This window comes from Streptomyces sp. Tu 3180, assembly GCF_009852415.1.
Classification (GTDB): Bacteria; Actinomycetota; Actinomycetes; order Streptomycetales; family Streptomycetaceae; genus Streptomyces.
This window is the reverse complement of record NZ_WOXS01000002.1, coordinates 3,640,435-3,659,367: the sequence shown is the minus strand read 5'-3', so window position 1 is coordinate 3,659,367 and position 18,933 is coordinate 3,640,435. Positions and strand designations below refer to the sequence as shown.

Annotated in this window: 16 protein-coding genes; 7 read left to right on the top strand and 9 right to left on the bottom strand. The window is 72.8% G+C overall.

Annotated features, from left to right (window positions below; genetic code table 11):
* The first annotated feature begins 9 nt into the window (after positions 1 to 9).
* The 5 genes from GL259_RS17215 (at position 10) to GL259_RS17195 (ending at position 6,185) form a co-directional block, all read left to right on the top strand.
* Entirely contained in the window at positions 10 to 1,521 is a 1,512-nt protein-coding gene (locus GL259_RS17215; protein WP_159533768.1) for an MFS transporter, read from the top strand.
* A gap of 264 nt (positions 1,522 to 1,785) precedes the next feature.
* The gene (locus tag GL259_RS17210) at positions 1,786 to 2,547 is read left to right on the top strand and encodes a DeoR/GlpR family DNA-binding transcription regulator (RefSeq protein ID WP_159533766.1); all 762 of its coding nucleotides are present in this window, start codon (positions 1,786 to 1,788) and stop codon (positions 2,545 to 2,547) included.
* A complete protein-coding gene (pfkB, locus tag GL259_RS17205) occupies positions 2,544 to 3,491 on the top strand; it encodes a 1-phosphofructokinase (RefSeq protein WP_159533764.1) in 948 nt (315 codons plus the stop codon). The genes GL259_RS17210 and pfkB overlap by 4 nt, the downstream gene beginning before the upstream one ends.
* 118 nt (positions 3,492 to 3,609) lie before the next feature.
* Positions 3,610 to 5,751, top strand: coding sequence for a fructose-specific PTS transporter subunit EIIC (locus GL259_RS17200; RefSeq protein WP_159533762.1), 2,142 nt, complete (start codon positions 3,610 to 3,612; stop codon positions 5,749 to 5,751).
* A gap of 128 nt (positions 5,752 to 5,879) precedes the next feature.
* On the top strand, positions 5,880 to 6,185 hold the full coding sequence (locus GL259_RS17195) for a hypothetical protein (protein ID WP_159533760.1): 306 nt from the start codon (positions 5,880 to 5,882) through the stop codon (positions 6,183 to 6,185).
* A gap of 150 nt (positions 6,186 to 6,335) precedes the next feature.
* Here the strand turns inward: GL259_RS17195 and GL259_RS17190 are convergent, their stop codons facing one another.
* From GL259_RS17190 to GL259_RS17180, 3 genes are all read right to left on the bottom strand, one after another.
* Complete coding sequence (locus GL259_RS17190) at positions 6,336 to 7,082, bottom strand: DUF6227 family protein (RefSeq protein ID WP_159533758.1); 747 nt, start codon at positions 7,080 to 7,082, stop codon at positions 6,336 to 6,338.
* A 184-nt stretch (positions 7,083 to 7,266) separates the two neighbouring features.
* Positions 7,267 to 8,490 carry an Ig-like domain-containing protein gene (locus tag GL259_RS17185; RefSeq protein ID WP_159533756.1) on the bottom strand — a complete coding sequence of 408 codons (1,224 nt, stop codon included), beginning with the start codon at positions 8,488 to 8,490 and terminating at the stop codon, positions 7,267 to 7,269.
* A gap of 171 nt (positions 8,491 to 8,661) precedes the next feature.
* Positions 8,662 to 9,690 carry a P1 family peptidase gene (locus tag GL259_RS17180; protein ID WP_159533754.1) on the bottom strand — a complete coding sequence of 343 codons (1,029 nt, stop codon included), beginning with the start codon at positions 9,688 to 9,690 and terminating at the stop codon, positions 8,662 to 8,664.
* 107 nt (positions 9,691 to 9,797) lie between these two features.
* Here GL259_RS17180 and GL259_RS17175 point away from each other — a divergent pair, with 107 nt between their 5' ends.
* Positions 9,798 to 9,974: a hypothetical protein gene (locus GL259_RS17175; RefSeq protein WP_159533752.1), complete on the top strand. Its 177-nt coding sequence runs from the start codon at positions 9,798 to 9,800 to the stop codon at positions 9,972 to 9,974.
* 55 nt (positions 9,975 to 10,029) lie between these two features.
* On the opposite strand, the gene mscL is transcribed toward GL259_RS17175, so the two are convergent.
* The 6 genes from mscL to GL259_RS17145 form a co-directional block, all read right to left on the bottom strand.
* Positions 10,030 to 10,500, bottom strand: a complete 471-nt coding sequence (gene mscL / locus GL259_RS17170) for a large conductance mechanosensitive channel protein MscL (RefSeq protein ID WP_159533750.1) — start codon at positions 10,498 to 10,500, stop codon at positions 10,030 to 10,032.
* 162 nt (positions 10,501 to 10,662) lie between these two features.
* On the bottom strand, positions 10,663 to 11,226 hold the full coding sequence (locus GL259_RS17165; protein WP_159533748.1) for a hypothetical protein: 564 nt from the start codon (positions 11,224 to 11,226) through the stop codon (positions 10,663 to 10,665).
* 273 nt (positions 11,227 to 11,499) lie between these two features.
* On the bottom strand, positions 11,500 to 12,342 hold the full coding sequence (locus GL259_RS17160) for an S-methyl-5'-thioadenosine phosphorylase (protein WP_159533746.1): 843 nt from the start codon (positions 12,340 to 12,342) through the stop codon (positions 11,500 to 11,502).
* Between the two features lie 78 nt (positions 12,343 to 12,420).
* Complete coding sequence (locus GL259_RS17155) at positions 12,421 to 12,723, bottom strand: FmdB family zinc ribbon protein (protein ID WP_159533744.1); 303 nt, start codon at positions 12,721 to 12,723, stop codon at positions 12,421 to 12,423.
* 67 nt (positions 12,724 to 12,790) lie between these two features.
* The gene (locus GL259_RS17150) at positions 12,791 to 14,080 is read right to left on the bottom strand and encodes an MFS transporter (protein ID WP_159533742.1); all 1,290 of its coding nucleotides are present in this window, start codon (positions 14,078 to 14,080) and stop codon (positions 12,791 to 12,793) included.
* Positions 14,081 to 14,316: 236 nt separating this feature from the next.
* Positions 14,317 to 15,846 (bottom strand): potassium/proton antiporter, encoded by a 1,530-nt coding sequence (locus tag GL259_RS17145; RefSeq protein ID WP_159533740.1) that lies wholly within the window; start codon positions 15,844 to 15,846, stop codon positions 14,317 to 14,319.
* Between the two features lie 243 nt (positions 15,847 to 16,089).
* On the opposite strand from GL259_RS17145, the gene GL259_RS17140 reads away from it, so the two are divergent.
* Positions 16,090 to 18,933, top strand: coding sequence for a penicillin acylase family protein (locus GL259_RS17140; RefSeq protein ID WP_159533738.1), 2,844 nt, complete (start codon positions 16,090 to 16,092; stop codon positions 18,931 to 18,933).

The following is an 18,933-nucleotide window of genomic DNA, read 5'->3' as shown; positions in this document are numbered from 1 at the left end:
CTTCGGGACATGACCTTCACCGAGACCCCGCACGCACCGCGGCCCGCCGAGGGCGACCGCCGCCGCTGGTTCGCCCTGGCGATCGTGATGACCGCGGCCTTCATGGACCTCGTCGACGTCACGATCGTCAACATCGCGATCCCGTCGATCCAGCGCGACGAGGGCGCCACCTTCAGCCAGATCCAGTGGATCACCGCGGGTTACGCGCTCGCCTTCGCCGCCGGGCTCGTCACCGGCGGCCGGCTCGGCGACATCCACGGCCGCAAGCGGATCTTCCTCGTCGGCATCGGCGGTTTCACCCTCGCCTCCGCGCTGTGCGGGCTCGCCGTGAACCCGGAGATGCTGGTCGCCTCCCGCATCCTCCAGGGCGCCATGGCGGCGCTGATGGTGCCGCAGGTGCTGTCGATCGTGCACGCGACCTTCCCGGCGCACGAACGCGGCAAGGTGTTCGGACTGTTCGGCGCGATCGTCGGCCTGGGCGCGGTCTCCGGGCCACTGCTCGGCGCACTGCTGACCGAGTGGAACCTGTTCGGCCTGGAGTGGCGGCCGATCTTCCTGATCAACCTGCCGGTCGGCGTCGCGGGTCTGGTCCTCGGCAGCCGCTTCATCACCGAGTCGAAGGCGCCGCGCGCCCTGAAGCTGGACCTGGTGGGCGTCGCGCTGGTCACCCTGGCCCTGCTGATGCTGCTCTACCCGCTGACCCGCGGCCGTGAGCTGGGCTGGCCGCTGTGGGGGTACGTGTCGATGGCCGGCGCGCTCGTGGTCTTCGCGGCGCTGGTGGCGTACGAGCGGACCAAGAGCGCGCGGGACGGCTCGCCGCTGATCGAGCTGTCGCTGTTCCGGGTGAAGAGCTTCGCGGCGGGCATCGCGGTGCAGACGGTGTTCGGCATCGGCCTCGGCGTCTTCTTCCTGGTCTGGACGCTGTACATGCAGATCGGCCTGGGCTGGAGCGCGCTGCGGGCCGGGCTGACCGGCGTGCCGTTCTCCCTCGCCGTCTCCGCGGCGGCCGGGATGTCGGTGCAGCTGCTGGTCCCGCGCTACGGGCGCAAGGTGCTCCAGGCGGGCGCGCTGGTGATGGCGGCCGGGGTGCTGGTCTACATGTGGGAGGCCGAGCGGTACGGCCAGTCCATCGCCTCCTGGCAGATGGCGCTCCCGCTGACGGTCATGGGCGTCGGCATGGGGCTGATCGTGGCCCCGCTGACCGACGCGGTGCTGTCCGAGGTGCCGCGTGAGCACGCCGGGTCGGCGTCGGGCCTGATCAACACCGTGCAGCAGATGGGGAACGCGCTGGGGCTCGGCCTGGTGTCGGTGGTGTTCTTCGGGGTGATCGACGAGCGGCTCGCCCCGGCCGAGGCCGGCCCGGCGTTCACGGACGGCTTCCGGCACGCGCTGGGCTGGGTGGCCGCGGTGATGGGCGTGATCTTCCTGCTGATGTTCGCCCTGCCGAAGCGCCCGGCGCAGCACGTGGAGGGGGCCGGGGCCGCCCCGGCGGTGGAGCGGGAGCGCGAGCTCGTGTCCTGAGGTCACGCCGCACCGCAGGAAGGGCCCGGCGCCCCGTGGGACCCACGGGGCGCCGGGCCCTTCCTGCATGACCGGCCACACCACCGGCCACACCACCGGACGCATGGCCGGACGCATGGCCGGACGCATGACCGGACACGGAAAGCGGATACAAGCGGACGCCCATTCGTGCCCGGATGAACTCACGACTGTTTACTTCCTGGACATTCGGACGTACGCTCCGAGCAAAACCACACGTTCGGGCATGGTCGGAGGCAAGCGGACATGTACGCACCGGAGCGCCAGCAGGAGATTCTGCGGCTCGCCCGCGACGGCGGCCGGGTGGACGTGGTCTCGCTGGCCGAGCAGTTCCAGGTGACGGCCGAGACGATCCGCCGGGACCTAAAGGCCCTCGACCGCGCGGGCCTGGTCCGCCGGGTGCACGGCGGGGCCATCCCCGCCGGGCGCCTCGACTTCGAGCCCGACCTCGCCGAGCGCGAGACGACCGCGGCCGACGAGAAGGACCGCATCGCCAAGGCCGCCCTCGCCGAACTCCCCGGCGACGGCACGGTGATCGTCGACGCCGGATCCACGGTGGCGCGGCTGGCCGCCTCCCTCCCGGTGGAGCTCTCCCTCACCGTCGTCACCCACAGCCTGCCCGTCGCGGCCCGCCTCGCCGACCACCCCGGCATCCAGCTCCACCTCGTGGGGGGCCGCGTACGGCACCGCACGCGCGCCGCCGTCGACGCCTGGGCGCTGCGCGCGTACGGCGAGATCCGCGCGGACGTGCTGTTCGTGGCCGCCAACGGCTTCTCCGCCGAGCACGGCCTGACCACCCCCGACCTCGCCGAGGCCGCGGTGAAGCGGGCGGCCATGGCCGCCGCCCGCCGCGTGGTGCTGCTCGCCGACTCCTCCAAGCACGGCCAGGAGCACTTCGCCCGCTTCGGCGACCTGAGCGACGTGGACCTGCTGATCACCGACAGCGGGCTGAGCCCGGACGACGCCGCCGCGATCGGGCGCGGCGGCACGGAAGTGGTACGCGCATGATCCTCACCGTCACCCCCAACCCCTCCCTGGACCGCACCTACGAGGTCCCCTCGCTGGACCGCGGCGAGGTCGTCCGGGCCACCGGCGAACGCGTGGACCCGGGCGGCAAGGGGGTCAACGTCTCGCGCGCCGTCGCGGCGGCGGGCCGGCGCACGGTGGCCGTGCTGCCCCTGGGCGGCGCACCGGGCGCCCTGGTCGCCGACCTCCTCGACGCGCAGGGCATCGAGGTGGCGCCGGTCCCGATCGCCGGGGCCACCCGCTCCAACATCGCGCTCGCCGAGGCGGACGGCGTCCTGACGAAGATCAACGCGCCGGGCCCGGAACTGACGGCGGCCGAGCAGGAGCTGCTCCTGGAGACGGTGCGGCGGCAGTCGCGGGACGCGGCCTGGATCGCCTGCTGCGGCAGCCTGCCGCGCGGACTCGCGCCCTCCTGGTACGCCGAACTGGTCGCCCGGGCCCACGCCGCCGGCGTGCGCATCGCCCTGGACACCTCCGGGCCGGCGCTGCTCGCGGCCCTGCGGGAGCGGCCCGACGTCGTGAAGCCGAACGCCGAGGAGCTCGCCGGGGCCGTGGGGCGCCCGCTGACCACCGTGGGCGACGCGCTGAAGGCCGCCGAGGAACTGCGCGGGACGGGCGCGGCGGCCGTCCTCGCCAGTCTCGGCGCCGACGGACAGCTGCTCGTCGACGAGGACGGCGCCTGGTTCGGCACCGCGACGGTGGACGTGGTCCGCAGCAACGTGGGCGCGGGCGACTCCTCGCTGGCCGGCTTCCTCGTCGCCGGCGGACGCGGACCGGAGGCGCTCGCCTCCGCGGTCGCGCACGGGGCGGCGGCCGTCCGGCTGCCCGGCAGCGTGATGCCCGCACCGGCCGACCTGGACCCGGCCGCGGTGACCGTCACGGCGGACGTGCCGGTGGACCGCGTCCTGAAGGAGCCGGTGTCATGAACGCCCGGACGACCGCAGCCCTCCCCCGCCTTCCCTTCCTCCCCGTCACCCCCCACCGCACCCCCGTCCCCCCCGCCCACCCCACTGCACGGGCGATACGCGTGCGAAGGAGCCCGCGATGAGCGAAATGATCACCGCGGACCTGGTCGACCTCGACCTGTCCGCCGACACCAAGGAAGCGGCGGCGCGCGCCCTCGCCGCACGCATGGCGGCCCTGGGCCGGGTGACCGACCTGGAGGGCTTCCTCGCCGACGTCGCCGCCCGCGAGGCCCAGATGCCGACCGGCCTCGACGGAGGCATCGGCATCCCGCACTGCCGCAGCGAGCACGTCACCGAGCCGACGCTCGCCTTCGGGCGCAGCGCCGCCGGGATCGACTTCGGCGCGGCGGACGGCCCCGCCGACCTGATCTTCCTCATCGCCGCGCCGGCCGGTGCCGACGACGCCCATCTGACGATCCTGTCGTCGCTGGCCCGGCAGCTGATGAACGCCGAGTTCACCGACGCGCTCAGGTCGGCGGACGACGCGTCGGCCGCGGCGGCGCTCATCCGCGGGGACGAGCCGCCCACGGCCGGCGCGAGCACCACCGAGGGAGCGGCGACGGCACCGGCGGAGACCGGGACCGGCTCCGGAACAGGTGCCGGTACCGACTCCGGCCCCGCAGACTCCGTGGCGGTGCCGGCGGCGGCCTCCGCCGGCACCGCCACGGGCACCGGCGACACCGGGGCCGGCGCGGACCGCCCGTTCCGGATCGTCGCCGTCACCTCCTGCCCCACCGGTATCGCCCACACCTACATGGCGGCCGAATCCCTGGAGAACGCCGGACGGGAGGCGGGCGTCGAGGTCGTCGTCGAGACGCAGGGATCGGCCGGGTTCACCCGGCTCGACCCGGCCGTGATCGCGGCGGCGGACGGCGTGATCCTCGCCCACGACGTGCCCGTACGGGAGAAGGACCGTTTCGCGGGCAAGCCGACCGTCGACACCGGCGTCAAGGCGGCCATCAACCGCCCCGCGGAACTGATCACCGAGGTCCGCGGCAGGGCCGGGCGCGGCGAGACCACCGCGTCCGCCGCGCCCGACGGCTCCGCCTCGTCCGGCGGCACGCCCGTGGAGCGCACCGGCGGATCCGGCGAGGGCTACGGCACCAGGCTGCGCACGTGGCTCATGTCCGGCGTCAGCTACATGGTCCCGTTCGTCGCGGCGGGCGGTCTCCTCATCGCCCTCGGCTTCGCGATCGGCGGTTACGAGATCAACAAGGCGCCGTCGGTCATGGACCACTTCGTGTGGACCCAGGCCGACAGCTGGGGCGCCCTGCTCTTCCAGATCGGCGGCGTCGCCTTCAACTTCCTCGTCCCGGTCCTGGCCGGCTACATCGCCTACGGCATGGCCGACCGGCCCGGTCTCGTACCCGGCTTCGTCGGCGGCGCGATCTCGCTCACCATCAGCGCCGGCTTCCTCGGCGGCCTCGCGGCCGGCCTGATCGCCGGTGGTGTGGTGCTCGCGATCCAGAGGGTGCGCATCCCCGCGGCGCTGCGCGGCATCATGCCGGTGGTGGTGATCCCGCTGATCTCCTCGGCGGTCGTCGGCTTCCTGATGTTCGTGGTCATCGGCAAGCCCATCGCCGAGGCGCAGAAGGGCATGACCGACTGGCTGAACGGCCTCACCGGCACCAACGCCGTCCTCCTCGGCGCCCTGCTCGGCCTGATGATGTGCTTCGACCTCGGCGGTCCCGTCAACAAGGTCGCCTACACCTTCGCCACGGCCGGCATCGCCGTCGCGAGCCCCGGCGACTCCGCGATGAAGATCATGGCCGCGGTGATGGCCGCCGGCATGGTCCCGCCGCTGGCGATGGCGCTGGCCACCACGGTCCGCGGCAAGCTCTTCGACCGGACCGAGCGGGAGAACGGCAAGGCCGCCTGGGTGCTGGGCGCCTCCTTCATCTCCGAGGGCGCGATCCCGTTCGCCGCCGCCGACCCGCTGCGCGTGATCCCCGCCTCGATGGCGGGCGGCGCGGTCACCGGCGCCCTGTCCATGGCCTTCGGCGCCACGCTGCGCGCCCCGCACGGCGGCGTCTTCGTGGTCCCGCTGATCGGCAACCCGTTCCTCTACCTGATCGCCATCGCCGCGGGCGTCTGTGTCACGACGGCCCTGGTGGTCGTCCTGAAGAGCCTGCGCAAGCCGGCCGCGGGAGCGGGCACGACCGGTCCCGGCGAGAGCGCGCCGGCCTCGCCGGCGCAGGCCAAGCAGCCGGTGGCCGCGTAGCACCGGCCGGCGAGGGCGTCGGGCCTGTCCCTTTGGAGAAGTGTGGGCGGTTCGCGCTGACTGCGATATAGATCACTCTTGTCACGGTCCGGGGGTGCGCCCCCGGACCGTGGTGTGTACTGGGGCGCATGTCTGAGCACGACACGATCCTGAGGATGACGGGCGCCGCCGCCCTCACCCTGGTGGCCGTGGTCTGCGTGGCGGGCCTGGCGGAGGCGCTGCGGCGCGGGCTCGGGGGCGGGCGGCGGATGCGGGAGTGCGGGCGCGCCGAGGCCGTCCGGCGGCACGGGAGCGCGACGAGCACGAAGGGTCCGGTGACCGCGGCGGTGCCGAGGCAGCGGCAGACGGGTCCGCGCGCGGAGGCGGTACAGCTCACTCCGGCGGAGCGCGACGCGTTCGCGGTGCTGGTGCGGCGCTTCGGTGAGGGCGGCTGAGTGCCACCGCCCGTGAACCCGTGGGCTCGTGAATCCGTGGGCTCGTGAGCCCCTGCGTTCGTGAGCTCGTGTGTTCGTTCGTGAGACCGTGAGCCCACGGGGCCGTGAGTCCGTGAGCCCACGGGGCCGTGGGCCCGTGGGCCCGTGACGTCAGGGGACCTGCGCCGCCCGCCGCTCCATCGCCTCCCGGGCCGCGTCCTCGTCGACGTACACCTCGCACATGTGCCGTCCGTCGGGCGTGGCCGTGTGCTCGACCTCCCACAGGGAGATCTCCCTGCCGTCACGCAGCAGGAACGCGTGCTCGTAGAGCGAGAAGCACAGCCCCGAGCGTCCCGCCCGGGAGGGGCGGCCGAAGGCCTGCGTGATCTGGTACGCGATCGCCGTGGACAGCAGTTCGGCGGTCTCCGGGCCCGGCCGGTCGGTGTTCTCCGCGCGCCGCAGTAAGCGGCGCGCGTGGTCCGCCGAGTCGTCGGGGACGTACGCGTGCCGGGGCGCGGGCACCGGGGGGAGCTGCACCGTCACCGGCAGCTCGAAGTCCGGGGTGTCCGGCGGCAGCGGCAGCCGGGAGGTGGCGGTGTGCAGCTCCTCCTCGTCGACGTACAGCTCGTGCTGCGGCTCGCTGCCCGGCGCGGTGTTGTGGACGAGCTCCCAGAGTGTGAGCGCGGAGCCGTCGGCGAGCAGCCAGGTGTGCCGGTACGTCTCCCGGTGCAGGCCCGCGCTGTGGTGCGCGGAGTGCAGCGAACCGTCGTGCGCGAGCGCGCAGTCCAGTCGCCGCATCGTCTCGTCCGGCAGCTCGAAGGAGTTCAGGGCACGGCCGAGGAGTCGCGCGAGGTGCTCCTCAGGAGACTCGGGCGAGTCGGGTGGTTCGTGCGCTGCCGTCTCGTACGGAACGCTCAAGGTTTCTCCCGGCGTTGCTGCATGTCACCTTGTGGGTGCATACCGTAGCCCCTCGGTCGGACATCATGTCCGGGAACCGAGAAAACGTACGGAGGCAAAACGAGCGGGCCGCGTGAGAAATTCCCACGCGGCCCGAGGCAGGCCCTCGAACATCCCGTGCGGCCGGTGCACCGGCGCCGAACGCTCAGACGGCGCTGCCCGCCACCCACCGGCTCCACTCCATGTTCCAGCCGTTGAGGCCGTTGTCCGGCGCCACCGTGGTGTCGGGGGAGTTCTTCACGACCACGACGTCCCCGAGCATGGAGTTGTCGAAGAACCACTTGCCGGGCGTGTCCCCCTGGGCGCCCCGCACGTCCTGCAGGCCGACGCAGCCGTGGCTGGTGCCCTGCCGGCCGAACGGCGGATTGGCCTTGTTGTACCAGTAGTTGCCGTGGATGAAGGTGCCGGACCTGGTCAGCCGCATCGCGTTGGGCACGTCCGGGATGTCGTACTCGGAGCCCAGCCCGACCGATTGGCTGTTCATCCGGGTCTGGGTGAACTTCTCGGAGATCACCATCTGCCCGTTGTACGTGGTGTGCCGCGCGTCGCCCGCCGAGATCGGGACGGACTTGACCGTCTTCCCGTCCCGCACGACCGTCATGGTCTGGGTGCCGACGTCGACCGTGGACACCTGCGAACGCCCGACGGTGAAGGTGACCGTCTTCTTCTGCACCCCGTGGACGCCGTTCGCGCCCTCGACGCCGTCCAGGTCGATCTTCATCGTGACCTTGGAGCCGGCCTTCCAGTACTCCTGGGGGCGGAAGTCCAGCCGCTGCGCGCCGAACCAGTGCCCGACCACCTCCTGCCCGCTGCTGGAGGTGACGGAGATGTGCGACTGCACGGCCTTCTTGTCGGTGATGGCCTTGTCGAAGGTGAACGACACCGGCATCCCCACCCCGACCGTGGTGCCGTCGTCCGGTGTGTAGGTGCCGATGAAGCTGTTCGCCGGGGTGACGGTGGTGAAGGTGGAATGGGACGCCGCGGTGAGGCCGTTGCCGTCCTTCGCGGTCGCCGATATCCGGTACTTCGTCCCGCGCTCCAGCTGCTCCTTCGGCTTCCAGGCGCGTCCGTCGGCGGAGACCGCACCGGGGACCGCCTCTCCCGTCCCCGCCACCGTCATCTTCACCTCCGTCAGCCGGCCGTCGCTGACCTTCACTCCGGTGGTGTTGATGGACGCGCCGGTCGAGCCGTCCTTCGCCGAGATGGCTATCTCCGCGACGGACGTCTTCGCGGAGTCCTTGCCGCCCCTGCCGTCGTCCTTCCCGTCGGCGTTCGCGCTGCCGCTGCACGCGGTGAGGGTGAAGGTGCCGACCATCAGGGCGGCACAGGCCACCAGTGCGCGCCGCGCTGCAATGTCCGGCGTTGTCACGGGCTGCTCCAGGTTCGAGTGATGTGGGTGGTCCGTTCCTCTTGCGTGAAGGAAGAGGGGACCGGCACCCGCCCGGGTTCCACCGGCTCCCGTGAACGGCTTCACGGTGACAGAACCGGGACAATCGCCCGTTCGTCGCGGGCCGGAGGGCCCGCTCCCGCGCCCCGGCCGTCACCCGTCGCCGTACAACTCCCCGTACGACGGCCACACTCCGCCCGGCCCGTCCACCGACTCGGCGGCGCGCACCGCCCGTACGATCGCGCGGGTCACCAGGTCCGCGCCCGCCGCGAGGACGCCGTTCAGGGCGAGGGGGTCCGCCGCGTCGAGCGGGTGCTCCCCGGTGGCGAGGGCGAACACCGTGTCGCCGTCGTTGAGCAGGTGCACCGGGCGTACGGCTCGCGCGATGCCGTCGTGCGCGGTGCCGGCCAGCTTCTGCGCCTGCGCCTTGGACAGGTCCGCGTCGGTCGCGACCACCGCGAGCGTGGTGTTGAGCGGGGGCGGTGCGTTCCGCTCGGACAGCTCCGCGAGCCGCCGCAGCGCGGCCTCGTGCACCCGCGCCCGCGGAGGGCGCACCCGGCCCTGGAACAACTCCCCGTACAGCACCCCCGTTTCCGGATCCACCGCCGAACCGGCCGCGTTGGCCACCACCAGCGCGGCCACGGTGATCCCGGATCCCAGCACCGTGCTCGCGGTGCCGACCCCGCCCTTCACCGGACCGACCGTGGCCCCCGCACCGGCGCCCACGCACCCCTGCGGCACCCGCGCCCCCGGTTCGCCCGCCGCCGCGGCCTCGACCGCGGCCCGGCCGGTGGCCGCGTCCGGCCGGGCCCGGAAGTCGCCGCCCCGGCCCAGGTCGAAGACGCAGGCGGCCGGTACGACCGGCACCACGTGCGCGGGATCCGGCCCGACGCGCACCCCGCGTCCCCGCTCCTCCAGCCAGGCCATCACCCCGGACGCCGCGTCGAGCCCGTAGGCGCTGCCCCCGGTCAGCACGATCGCCTCGACCTTCCGCACGAGGTTGCGCGGATCGAGCGCGTCGGTCTCCTTCGTGCCGGGGCCGCCGCCGCGCACGTCCACCGCGGCCACCGCCCCGCCCTCCGGCGCGAGCACGACCGTGGTGCCGGTGAGCCAGCCGCCGCCGGTGCGCGTCGCGTGCCCCACGCGCAGGCCGGCCACATCCGTCAGAGCGTCAGCTGTCATGGGACCAGTCTCGCCCGCTCACGGGGACGCGATCGTGCGGATCGCCGTGCCGAGGCCCCTCCGGTCACCGGCCGGGGGCGAGTTCACCGGGGCCGTACCCTGGACGTATGAGCACCGCCCCCGATCCCCGGCCGCGCGAGCCGAAGCCCGCGCTGGTCTTCGACGACCCGCTGGACCAGCAGTCCCCGGACGACACCGACCGCGGATGGGGCGAGCGCCCCTCCGGTGACGGCGCGGCCGATCTGAAGCGCTTCCTCGACGAGAAGCCGCCCCACCACATCTGATCCGCCGTCCGGTCCGCCCGCCGGCGGGTCGCCGCCCGGGTCCCCAGGACCGGCCCTACCGCTCGCCGTGGCCGGGGCCGCGCTGCGCGACGAGGGCGTCGCGGATCTCCTTGAGCACCTCCAGCTCGGTCACCTCGATGATCTCCTGCGTGCCCTCCTTCGCCTTCCTGCGGGCCTCCAGCCGGGCCAGGTACCTGGCCATGGGAAGGACCATCAGGAAGTAGACGACCGCCGCGGTGATCACGAACTGCAGCGTCGCGCCGAGGACGGAACCCCACAGGATCCGCACGCCCGTCGCGGCGTCGCCGGTGCCCTCGCAGGGGCCCTTCAGGCACGAGCTGTAGCTGTCCAGGTTCTTGGTGCCGAACGCGCCGACCAGCGGATTGATCACACCCTTCACGACCGAGTTGACGATGTTGGTGAAGGCCGCGCCGATCACCACCGCCACGGCCAGGTCGACGACGTTCCCGCGCATCAGGAAGGCCTTGAAGCCCTGCCAGACGCCGGATTCCTTCTTCTCGCTCACCTCGGGTCCCCATCTCACGTGTCTCACGTGCGCAGCGCGCGGAACAAAACGCTCCGCAACCTACGCCGACGCCGGGGCGGCCTGTCCAGCCGGGTCGGCCCGTCCGGCGCGGTCGCCCGGGGGAAGGGCCGGACGCGCGGACGGGGTTCGAGGGGGCACGGCTCACCACAGGGTCACCGCCAGCCGCGCCGTGGCGCTCGCGCCGGCCAGCCCGGCCGCGGTGGAGCGCGGCACCGACAGCACCACCAGGGCCCCGCCGTCGCCCGCGCCCTCCAGCGGTTCCGGCACCTCGGTCACCCGCGCCCCGCGCGCGACCACGCGGGCCTCGCCGCCGGACACGGTCTCCTCGGCGGCGATCACGTCCACCCGGTCGCCCGGCCGCAGCAGCCGTACCGCGGCCGCGTCGGCGATCCGCACCGGTGCCGTGACCGTCTCCCCCGCCCGCCGCGGCCGTACCGGACGGTCTCCGAGGGCGGCCGAGGCGGCGCGGGCGGACGCGGACCCGCCGGGATGCCCACGGGACCGGTCGGCGTCCCGCGGGCCCGCCGCCACGAGCGCCGCCGCCGTGACCGCGAGGCCGGCCGCCACGGCCCGCCTCCGGTGCCGGGCGAGCCGGCCCGGGTGCAGCAGGCCGCCGCGCACCCGCACGGGGGCGAAGTGCGGCACCTCGCAGCGGGGAGGGACGCCGGTGCCGGGAGGGGCGCCGGCGCCGGAGGGGCGCGGCACCGCGGAGGAGCGAGAGAAAGAGGAGGGGGAGGGGGAGGGGAACCGGGAGGAGGGGAACGGGGACGGACGGGGGGACACGGGACCACCACCTGGGACGAGGGACCGGCTTGCGGTCCCCACGATGGGACTTCGCGCCGCACCCCGCCGGGCCCTGTGGACGCACGACCGGTCTGTGGACATCCCCCTCACCCGAAGGAGAGGCTCCGCCCCGCGCCCCCGCCGTCCCGAGCCCCCTGGCCGTCCCGGGCCTCCGCCGTCCCGAGCCCCCGCCCCCTACGGCAGCGCGAAGCCCGGATTCATCCCGCCCAGCGCCGACGCGCACAGGCAGTCCCGCTCGCCCGTCGCCGGCAGCGCGGCCACCGCGTCGAAGAGCACGCCCCGCAGCCGGTCCACGTTGGCGGCGAACACCCGCAGCACCTCGTCGTGGGAGACGCCCTCACCGGTCTCGGCGCCGGCGTCGAGGTCGGTGACCAGGGTCAGGGAGGTGTAGCAGAGCTCCAGCTCACGGGCGAGCGCCGCCTCGGGATGGCCGGTCATGCCCACCACCGACCAGCCCTGCGCCCGGTGCCACAACGATTCGGCACGGGTGGAGAAGCGCGGCCCCTCCACCACGACCAGCGTGCCGCCGTCCACCGGCTCCCAGTCCCGGCCGCGCGCCGCCTTCAGCGCGGCCGCCCGCCCGGCGGGGCAGTAGGGGTCGGCCAGGGACACGTGGACCACGTTGGGCACCGTGCCGTCGGGCAGCGGCAGTCCGTCGAAGTAGGTGTTCACCCGGGACTTCGTGCGGTCCACGAGCTGGTCCGGCACCAGCAGCGTGCCCGGCCCGTACTCGGGGCGCAGACCGCCCACCGCGCACGGCCCGAGCACCTGGCGCGCACCGACCGACCTGAGCGCCCACAGGTTGGCCCGGTAGTTGATCCGGTGCGGCGGCAGATGGTGGCCGCGTCCGTGCCGGGGGAGGAAGGCGACCCGCCGGCCGGCCACCTCGCCGAGGAAGAGGGAGTCGCTGGGCGCCCCGTACGGGGTGTCCACCTGGACCTCGGTCACGTCGTCGAGGAAGGAGTAGAAGCCGGAGCCGCCGATCACGCCGATCTCGGCCGTCGCCATGTTCGCCATGCTCCGCACCCTAACCGCACCCGGGAACGCCGAGGACCCCGTCGTCGCACGACGACGGGGTCCCGCGGGAACGCGGTGCTACGCGGCGGTGGTGGCGCCGGCCGACGAGCCGGTGCTCGAGCCGGAGTCCGAGGAGGAGGACGACGACGTCGACGACGAGGAGCTCGACGACTTCGACGACGCCGGGGAGCTGCTCGACGAGGAGCCGCGGCTGTCGTTGCGGTAGAAGCCGGAGCCCTTGAAGACGATGCCGACCGCGGAGAACACCTTCTTCAGGCGGCCCTGGCAGCTGGGGCACTCGGTCAGAGCGTCGTCGGTGAACTTCTGCACCGCCTCGAGGCCCTCGCCGCACTCGGTGCACTGGTACTGGTAGGTGGGCACTGTCTTCCTCCTGGCACTCTCACTCGATGAGTGCTAACGACGATCCATAGTGGCCTATTCCCCGCGTTCAGTCCACTGCGACGGGGGAGCGGTGACCCACGCCACGCGCGACGGTGCGTCCGCGCGGGGCCGGCGCCAGCCGTGACCGGAGCGCCAGCAGGGTCGCGAGGGCGAGCACCGTGCCGCCCATCGGCACCAGGAAACCGGCGCCGCCCCACAGGCGGTCCTCCAGCTGTCCGGCGATCGTGACGGCGGCGGCCTGGCCGAGCGCGACCGCGCCGGTCAGCCAGGTGAAGGCCTCGGTGCGGGCACCGGCCGGGACCAGGTCCTCCACCAGCGTGTAGCCGGTGATCAGGGCCGGCGCGATGCACATGCCGACCAGGAGGCCGAGCCCGGCCAGCAGCGGCGCCGACTGGGCGGTCCACAGGGCCGAGGCGGTCAGCGCGAGCGCCGCGTACCCGACGACCAGGCGCCGCTGCGGGGCGGTCTTCCAGGCGATGGCCCCGCAGGCGATGCCGGAGAGCATGTTGCCCGCGGCGAAGACGCCGTACAGGACGCCGTTCAGGCCGGGCTCGCCGATCGACTCGGTGAACGCGGCCAGCGAGACCTGCATGCCGCCGAAGACGGAACCGATGCCCAGGAAGGCCACGATCAGCACGCGCACTCCGGGGACGCGCAACGCGGAGGCGTGCCGCACGCGCGCGTGCCCGCCGTCGGCCGCGACCGTCGGCTGCGTGCTCCGCCGGGCGGCGAACAGCAGGCCGCCCACGAGGGTCAGCGCGGCCTCGGTGACGAGGCCCGCGGCCGGGTCGACGGCCGTGCACAGGGCCGTGGCCAGCAGCGGCCCGACGACGAAGGTGAACTCGTCGGTGACGGACTCGAAGGCCGCCGCCGTGGTCATCAGCGGGGAGTCCTTGAGCTTCGCGCCCCAGCGGGCGCGCACCATGGGCCCGATCTGCGGCACCGAGGCGCCCGTGGGCACGGCGGCGGCGAACAGCGCCCACAGGGGGGCGTCGCCCAGGGCCAGCGCGGTCAGGGCCAGCGCGGACAGGGTGTGCACCAGGACACCGGGCACGAGGACCGCGCGCTGCCCGTGGCGGTCGGCCAGGCGGCCGCTGTAGGGGGCGAACAGCGCCATGGAGACGCCGGTGACGGCCGCGACGGCGCCGGCCGCGCCGTAGGAGCCGGTGGTGTGCTGCACCAGCAGCACGATGGAGAGGGTGAGCATCGCGAACGGCTGGCGCGCCGCGAAGCCGGGGAGAAGGAAGGTCCAGGCGCCGCGCGTGCGCAGCAGCTGTCCGTATCCCGGGCGGGAGGTGGCCGCCGAGTCCTTCGACGTGGTGACCGTGGATGCCACGGCCCGTGCCTTTCCGCCGCCTGGTAGCGCGGCCCGCGCGGGTCGGGCGGGCGCGCCGAGAGCTGTCCTCTTGCGCTGACTGCGGTAGATACCGGTGCCACAGCTCAGGGCGTTCCGGCCGCCATACGGTCGCGCCAGCTCTGCGTCAGGCAGAGTTGGTTCGATCAGGTCATCTGGGGGTCGCCTGCATCGTACAGGGATCAGCGGCGCGGGTGCCTGTGAAGAAGAGCACCATGTCAGTCCCCGTCCTGTGACGCGTCGGTGCCCAGCCAGCCGGCCAGCTTGCCGCCGCGGCCCACCGCGCGCAGGCGCCGTTCGGCGGCGTCCCGCACCGGGTCGGTGGCGACGACGAGCAGTTCGTCCCCGCGCCGCAGCACCGTCGTGGGCAGCGGGACGAACGACTCGCCCCCGCGCACCACGAGGGTGACGGCGGCCCCGGCGGGCAGCCGCAGCTCGGCGATCTCCACGCCGTGCATCCTCGAGCCGTCCGGGATGACGACCGACAGCAGGTGCCCGCGCAGCCGCTCCAGGGGCGCCGACTCGATGCCGAGGTCGGCGGCCTCGGAGCCCCTGCCCAGGTGCAGCGTGCGGGCCAGCCAGGGCAGCGTCGGGCCCTGGATGAGGGTGTAGACGACGACCAGGACGAAGACGATGTTGAAGATCTTCTCGCTCGACTCGACGCCCTCCACCATCGGGATCGTCGCCAGGATGATGGGCACGGCGCCGCGCAGCCCCGCCCACGACATCAGCGTCTGCTCCTGCCAGGGCACCCGGAACGGCAGCAGGCACAGCACGACGCTCAGCGGGCGGGCCACCATGGTGAGCGCCAGCCCGATGACCAGTGCCGGCACGATGTCGTCGCCCAGCTCGTGCGGGGTGACCAGCAGGCCGAGCAGGACGAACATGCCGATCTGGGCGAGCCAGCCGAGCCCCTCGGCGAAGCCGCGCGTGGCGGGCCAGTGCGGCAGCTTGGCGTTGCCCAGCACCATCGAGGCGAGGTAGACGGCGAGGAAGCCGCTGCCGTGGGCGATGGCGCCCGCCGCGTAGGCGGCGACCGCGATGGCCATGACGGCGATCGGGTAGAGGCCGGAGGCGGGCAGCGCCACGTGCCGCAGCGCCCAGGCGCCCAGCCAGCCCACCGCGAGCCCGATGGCGGCACCGATGGCCAGCTCCAGCACTATCTCGCCGATCAGCACGTACCAGTGCTCGACCGGACCGGCCGTGGAGAAGGCGACGACCAGGATGACGACCGGGGCGTCGTTGAAGCCGGACTCGGCCTCCAGCGTGCCCGTCACGCGCGAGGGGAGGGGGATCCTCCGCAGCACCGAGAACACGGCCGCCGCGTCGGTCGAGGACACCACCGCGCCGATGATGAGCGCCTGCCGCCATTCCAGCCCCACCAGGAAGTGCGCGGCCGACGCCGTGACCCCGACGCTCACCGCGACGCCGGCCAGCGCGAGCGCGGAGGCGGCGGGCAGGGCCGGTCTGATCTCGCTCCACTTGGTGCCCAGACCACCCTCGGCCAGGATCACGACCAGGGCCGCGTAGCCGATGACCTGGGTCAGCTCGGCGTTGTCGAAGTGGATGCCACCGATGCCGTCCTGGCCCATGGCGATGCCGATGCCCAGGTAGACGAGCAGGCTGGGGAGCCCGCTGCGCGAGGAGATCCGGACCGCTGCGACGGCGACGAGCAGGACGATCGAGCAGACGAGCAGGAGCTGGTTGAGGTGGTGGACAGTCAGCGGCCGTTCCCTTCCCTGACCCATGCGCGTCCGCGCGTGAGCTCACGTACATCGCCCGAGATCCACCGCTTCCGCGGCAAACTACTTCGTTACCTTACCTAACTCTTGACGCGTTCTTGACGCTTGCCGGGGCAAGATCGAACGTCCGTCCGGGCTGGTTCCCGACTCCGCGTCAAGGGCCGCGGGGCCCTGCGCCTATCGTTGCTCCAGCGCTCAGTTAAAAGCACAGCCCGACCTGCCGCTCGCGTTAGGACAGCAAGGACAGCGATGCCCACCGACACCACCGCCTCCACGGGTCAGCAGGCCGGCAAGTCCGGCAGGAAGAAGGGGCGCAAAGCCCGTCTGATCGTGCTCGTCCTGGTGCTGGCACTGATCGGCGGTGTCGCCTACGGGGCGTACTGGTCCGTCAGCACCGTGCGCGCCTCCTTCCCGCAGACCACGGGTTCGATCAAGCTCCAGGGACTGTCGGGAACCGTCGACGTCAAACGCGACGGTCACGGCATCCCGCAGATCTACGCCTCCTCCGAGGAGGACCTGTTCATGGCGCAGGGGTACGTCCAGGCGCAGGACCGGTTCTACGAGATGGACGTGCGCCGGCACATGACCGCCGGGCGCCTGTCGGAGATGTTCGGCAAGAGCCAGGTCGACAACGACGAGTTCCTGCGCACCCTGGGCTGGGACCGGGTCGCGAAGGAGGAGTACGAGAAGAAGCTCTCCCCCTCCACGAAGAAGCACCTCCAGGCGTACGCCAAGGGGGTCAACGCCTATCTGGAGGGCAAGGAGGGCAAGGAGATCTCCCTGGAGTACGCGGCGCTGGGCCTCACCAACGACTACGCGCCCGAGCCGTGGACCCCGGTCGACTCGGTGGCCTGGCTGAAGGCGATGGCCTGGGACCTGCGCGGCAACATGCAGGACGAGATCGACCGGGCCCTGATGACCAGCCGCCTCGGCCCGCAGCAGATCGCCGACCTGTACCCGGAGTACCCGTACGGCCGGAACAAGCCGGTGATCCAGGAGGGCCGGTTCAACGAGCTCACCGGGGCCTACGAGCAGGGTGAGAACACGAGCGGCACGGGCACGGGCACGGGAACCGGTACCGGCACGGGCGCGGGAACCGGTACCGGCACGGGGACGGGCACGGGCACAGGGGCCGGCACGGGGACCGGCACCGGTACCGGCACGGGCACCGGCACGGACACCGGCACCGGCGGTTCCGCCCTGGAGAGCCAGCTGACCGGTCTCCAGGAGGTCCTGCAGGACCTCCCCACCGCCGTCGGCGTCAACGGCGACGGCATCGGCTCCAACTCCTGGGTGGTCGCCGGCGAGCACACCATCACCGGCGAGCCGCTGCTCGCCAACGACCCGCACCTGTCGGCCTCGCTGCCGTCCGTCTGGTACCAGATGGGCCTGCACTGCCGCAGCGTCTCCGCCGAGTGCCGGTACGACGTCGCCGGCTACACCTTCGCCGGCCTGCCCGGCGTGATAATCGGCCACAACCAGGACATCGCCTGGGGCCTGACCAACTCCGGCGTCGACGTCACCGACCTCTACCTGGAGAAGATCACCGGCGACGGCTACCAGTACGGCGGCAAGGTGGTGCCGTTCGAGACGCGCGAGGAGACCATCGAGGTCGCCGGCGGCGAGGCGCAGAAGATCGTCGTGCGGGAGACCAACAACGGCCCCCTGCTCTCCGACCGTTCCGACGAACTCGTCAGGACCGGCAAGAAGGCCACCGTCGACAGCGCCGCCCCCGACCGGGGCGACGGCTACGGAGTCGCGCTGCGCTGGACCGCGCTGGACCCGGGCCGCACCATGGACTCCGTCTTCGCCATGAACCGCGCGAAGAACTGGAACGACTTCCGCGAGGCGGCCGCCCTGTTCGAGGTGCCCTCGCAGAACCTGGTCTACGCGGACACCGAGGGCCACATCGGCTACACGCTGCCCGGGAAGATCCCCACCCGCGCGGAGAACCACGACGGTTCCGTCCCCGCCCCCGGCTGGGACCCCGACTACGAGTGGACCGGCTGGGTCGACCAGGACGCGCTGCCCTACGAGTACGACCCGGAGCGCGGCTACATCGTCACCGCCAACCAGGCCGTCGTCGGCGAGGACTACCCCTACACGCTGACCACCGACTGGGGTTACGGCGCCCGCAGCCAGCGGATCACCGACCTGATCCAGTCGAAGATCAAGGACGGCGGCAAGATCTCCACCGACGACATGCGCCAGATGCAGCTCGACAACTCCAGCTCCATCGCCAAGCTGCTGGTGCCCGAGCTGCTCAAGATCGACGTCGGTGAGAAGGAGGTGCGCGAGGCGCAGAAGCTGCTGGAGGGCTGGGACTACACCCAGGACGCCGACTCGGCGGCCGCCGCCTACTTCAACTCCGTCTGGCGCAACGTCCTCAAGCTCGCCTTCGGCAACAAGCTGCCCAAGGAGCTGCGGGCCAAGGGCCAGTGCCTGTGGGTCGAGCCGGCCGACACCACCGGGCCCGCGGACGAGGCCGACAAGGTGCGCGAGTGCGGCCAGCGCGACGCCGACCAGGCGCAGCCCGACGGCGGCGACCGCTGGTTCGAGGTGGTCCGCAACCTGATGGACGAGGAGGACAGCGACTGGTGGAAGGCCCCCAAGGCGGGCACCCGCCCCGACGCGGACAACCGTGACGAGCTGTTCAAGCGCGCCATGATCGACGCCCGCTGGGAGCTGACCGCCCAGCTCGGCAAGGACATCGACTCCTGGAGCTGGGGCCGGCTGCACCGCCTGTTCCTGAAGAACCAGACGCTCGGCACCGAGGGCCCCGGCTTCCTGCAGTACGCCCTCAACCGCGGCCCGTGGAAGCTCGGCGGCGGCGAGGCGACGGTCAACGCGACCGGCTGGAACGCCGCCGGCGGCTACGGGGTCGTGTGGGTGCCGTCCATGCGGATGGTGGTCAACCTCGGCGACCTCGACAAGTCCCGGTGGATCAACCTCACCGGCGCCTCCGGGCACGCCTACAACGCCCACTACGTCGACCAGACGGAGAAGTGGGCCGAGGGCGAGCTGCTGGAGTGGCCGTTCTCGGACAAGGCGGTCGGGGAGAACACCGAGGACACCCTGGTGCTCAAGCCCTGA

Excerpts from the sequence above, each read along its gene's own strand:
- GL259_RS17215 (WP_159533768.1), top strand. The coding sequence starts at position 10 with ATGACCTTCACCGAGACCCCGCACGCACCGCGGCCCGCCGAGGGCGAC.
- GL259_RS17195 (WP_159533760.1), top strand. The coding sequence starts at position 5,880 with ATGTCTGAGCACGACACGATCCTGAGGATGACGGGCGCCGCCGCCCTC.
- GL259_RS17180 (WP_159533754.1), bottom strand. The coding sequence starts at position 9,690 with ATGACAGCTGACGCTCTGACGGATGTGGCCGGCCTGCGCGTGGGGCAC.
- GL259_RS17140 (WP_159533738.1), top strand. The coding sequence starts at position 16,090 with ATGCCCACCGACACCACCGCCTCCACGGGTCAGCAGGCCGGCAAGTCC.
- GL259_RS17145 (WP_159533740.1), bottom strand. The coding sequence starts at position 15,846 with ATGGGTCAGGGAAGGGAACGGCCGCTGACTGTCCACCACCTCAACCAG.
- GL259_RS17160 (WP_159533746.1), bottom strand. The coding sequence starts at position 12,342 with ATGGCGAACATGGCGACGGCCGAGATCGGCGTGATCGGCGGCTCCGGC.
- pfkB (WP_159533764.1), top strand. The coding sequence starts at position 2,544 with ATGATCCTCACCGTCACCCCCAACCCCTCCCTGGACCGCACCTACGAG.
- GL259_RS17175 (WP_159533752.1), top strand. The coding sequence starts at position 9,798 with ATGAGCACCGCCCCCGATCCCCGGCCGCGCGAGCCGAAGCCCGCGCTG.
- GL259_RS17210 (WP_159533766.1), top strand. The coding sequence starts at position 1,786 with ATGTACGCACCGGAGCGCCAGCAGGAGATTCTGCGGCTCGCCCGCGAC.
- GL259_RS17200 (WP_159533762.1), top strand. The coding sequence starts at position 3,610 with ATGAGCGAAATGATCACCGCGGACCTGGTCGACCTCGACCTGTCCGCC.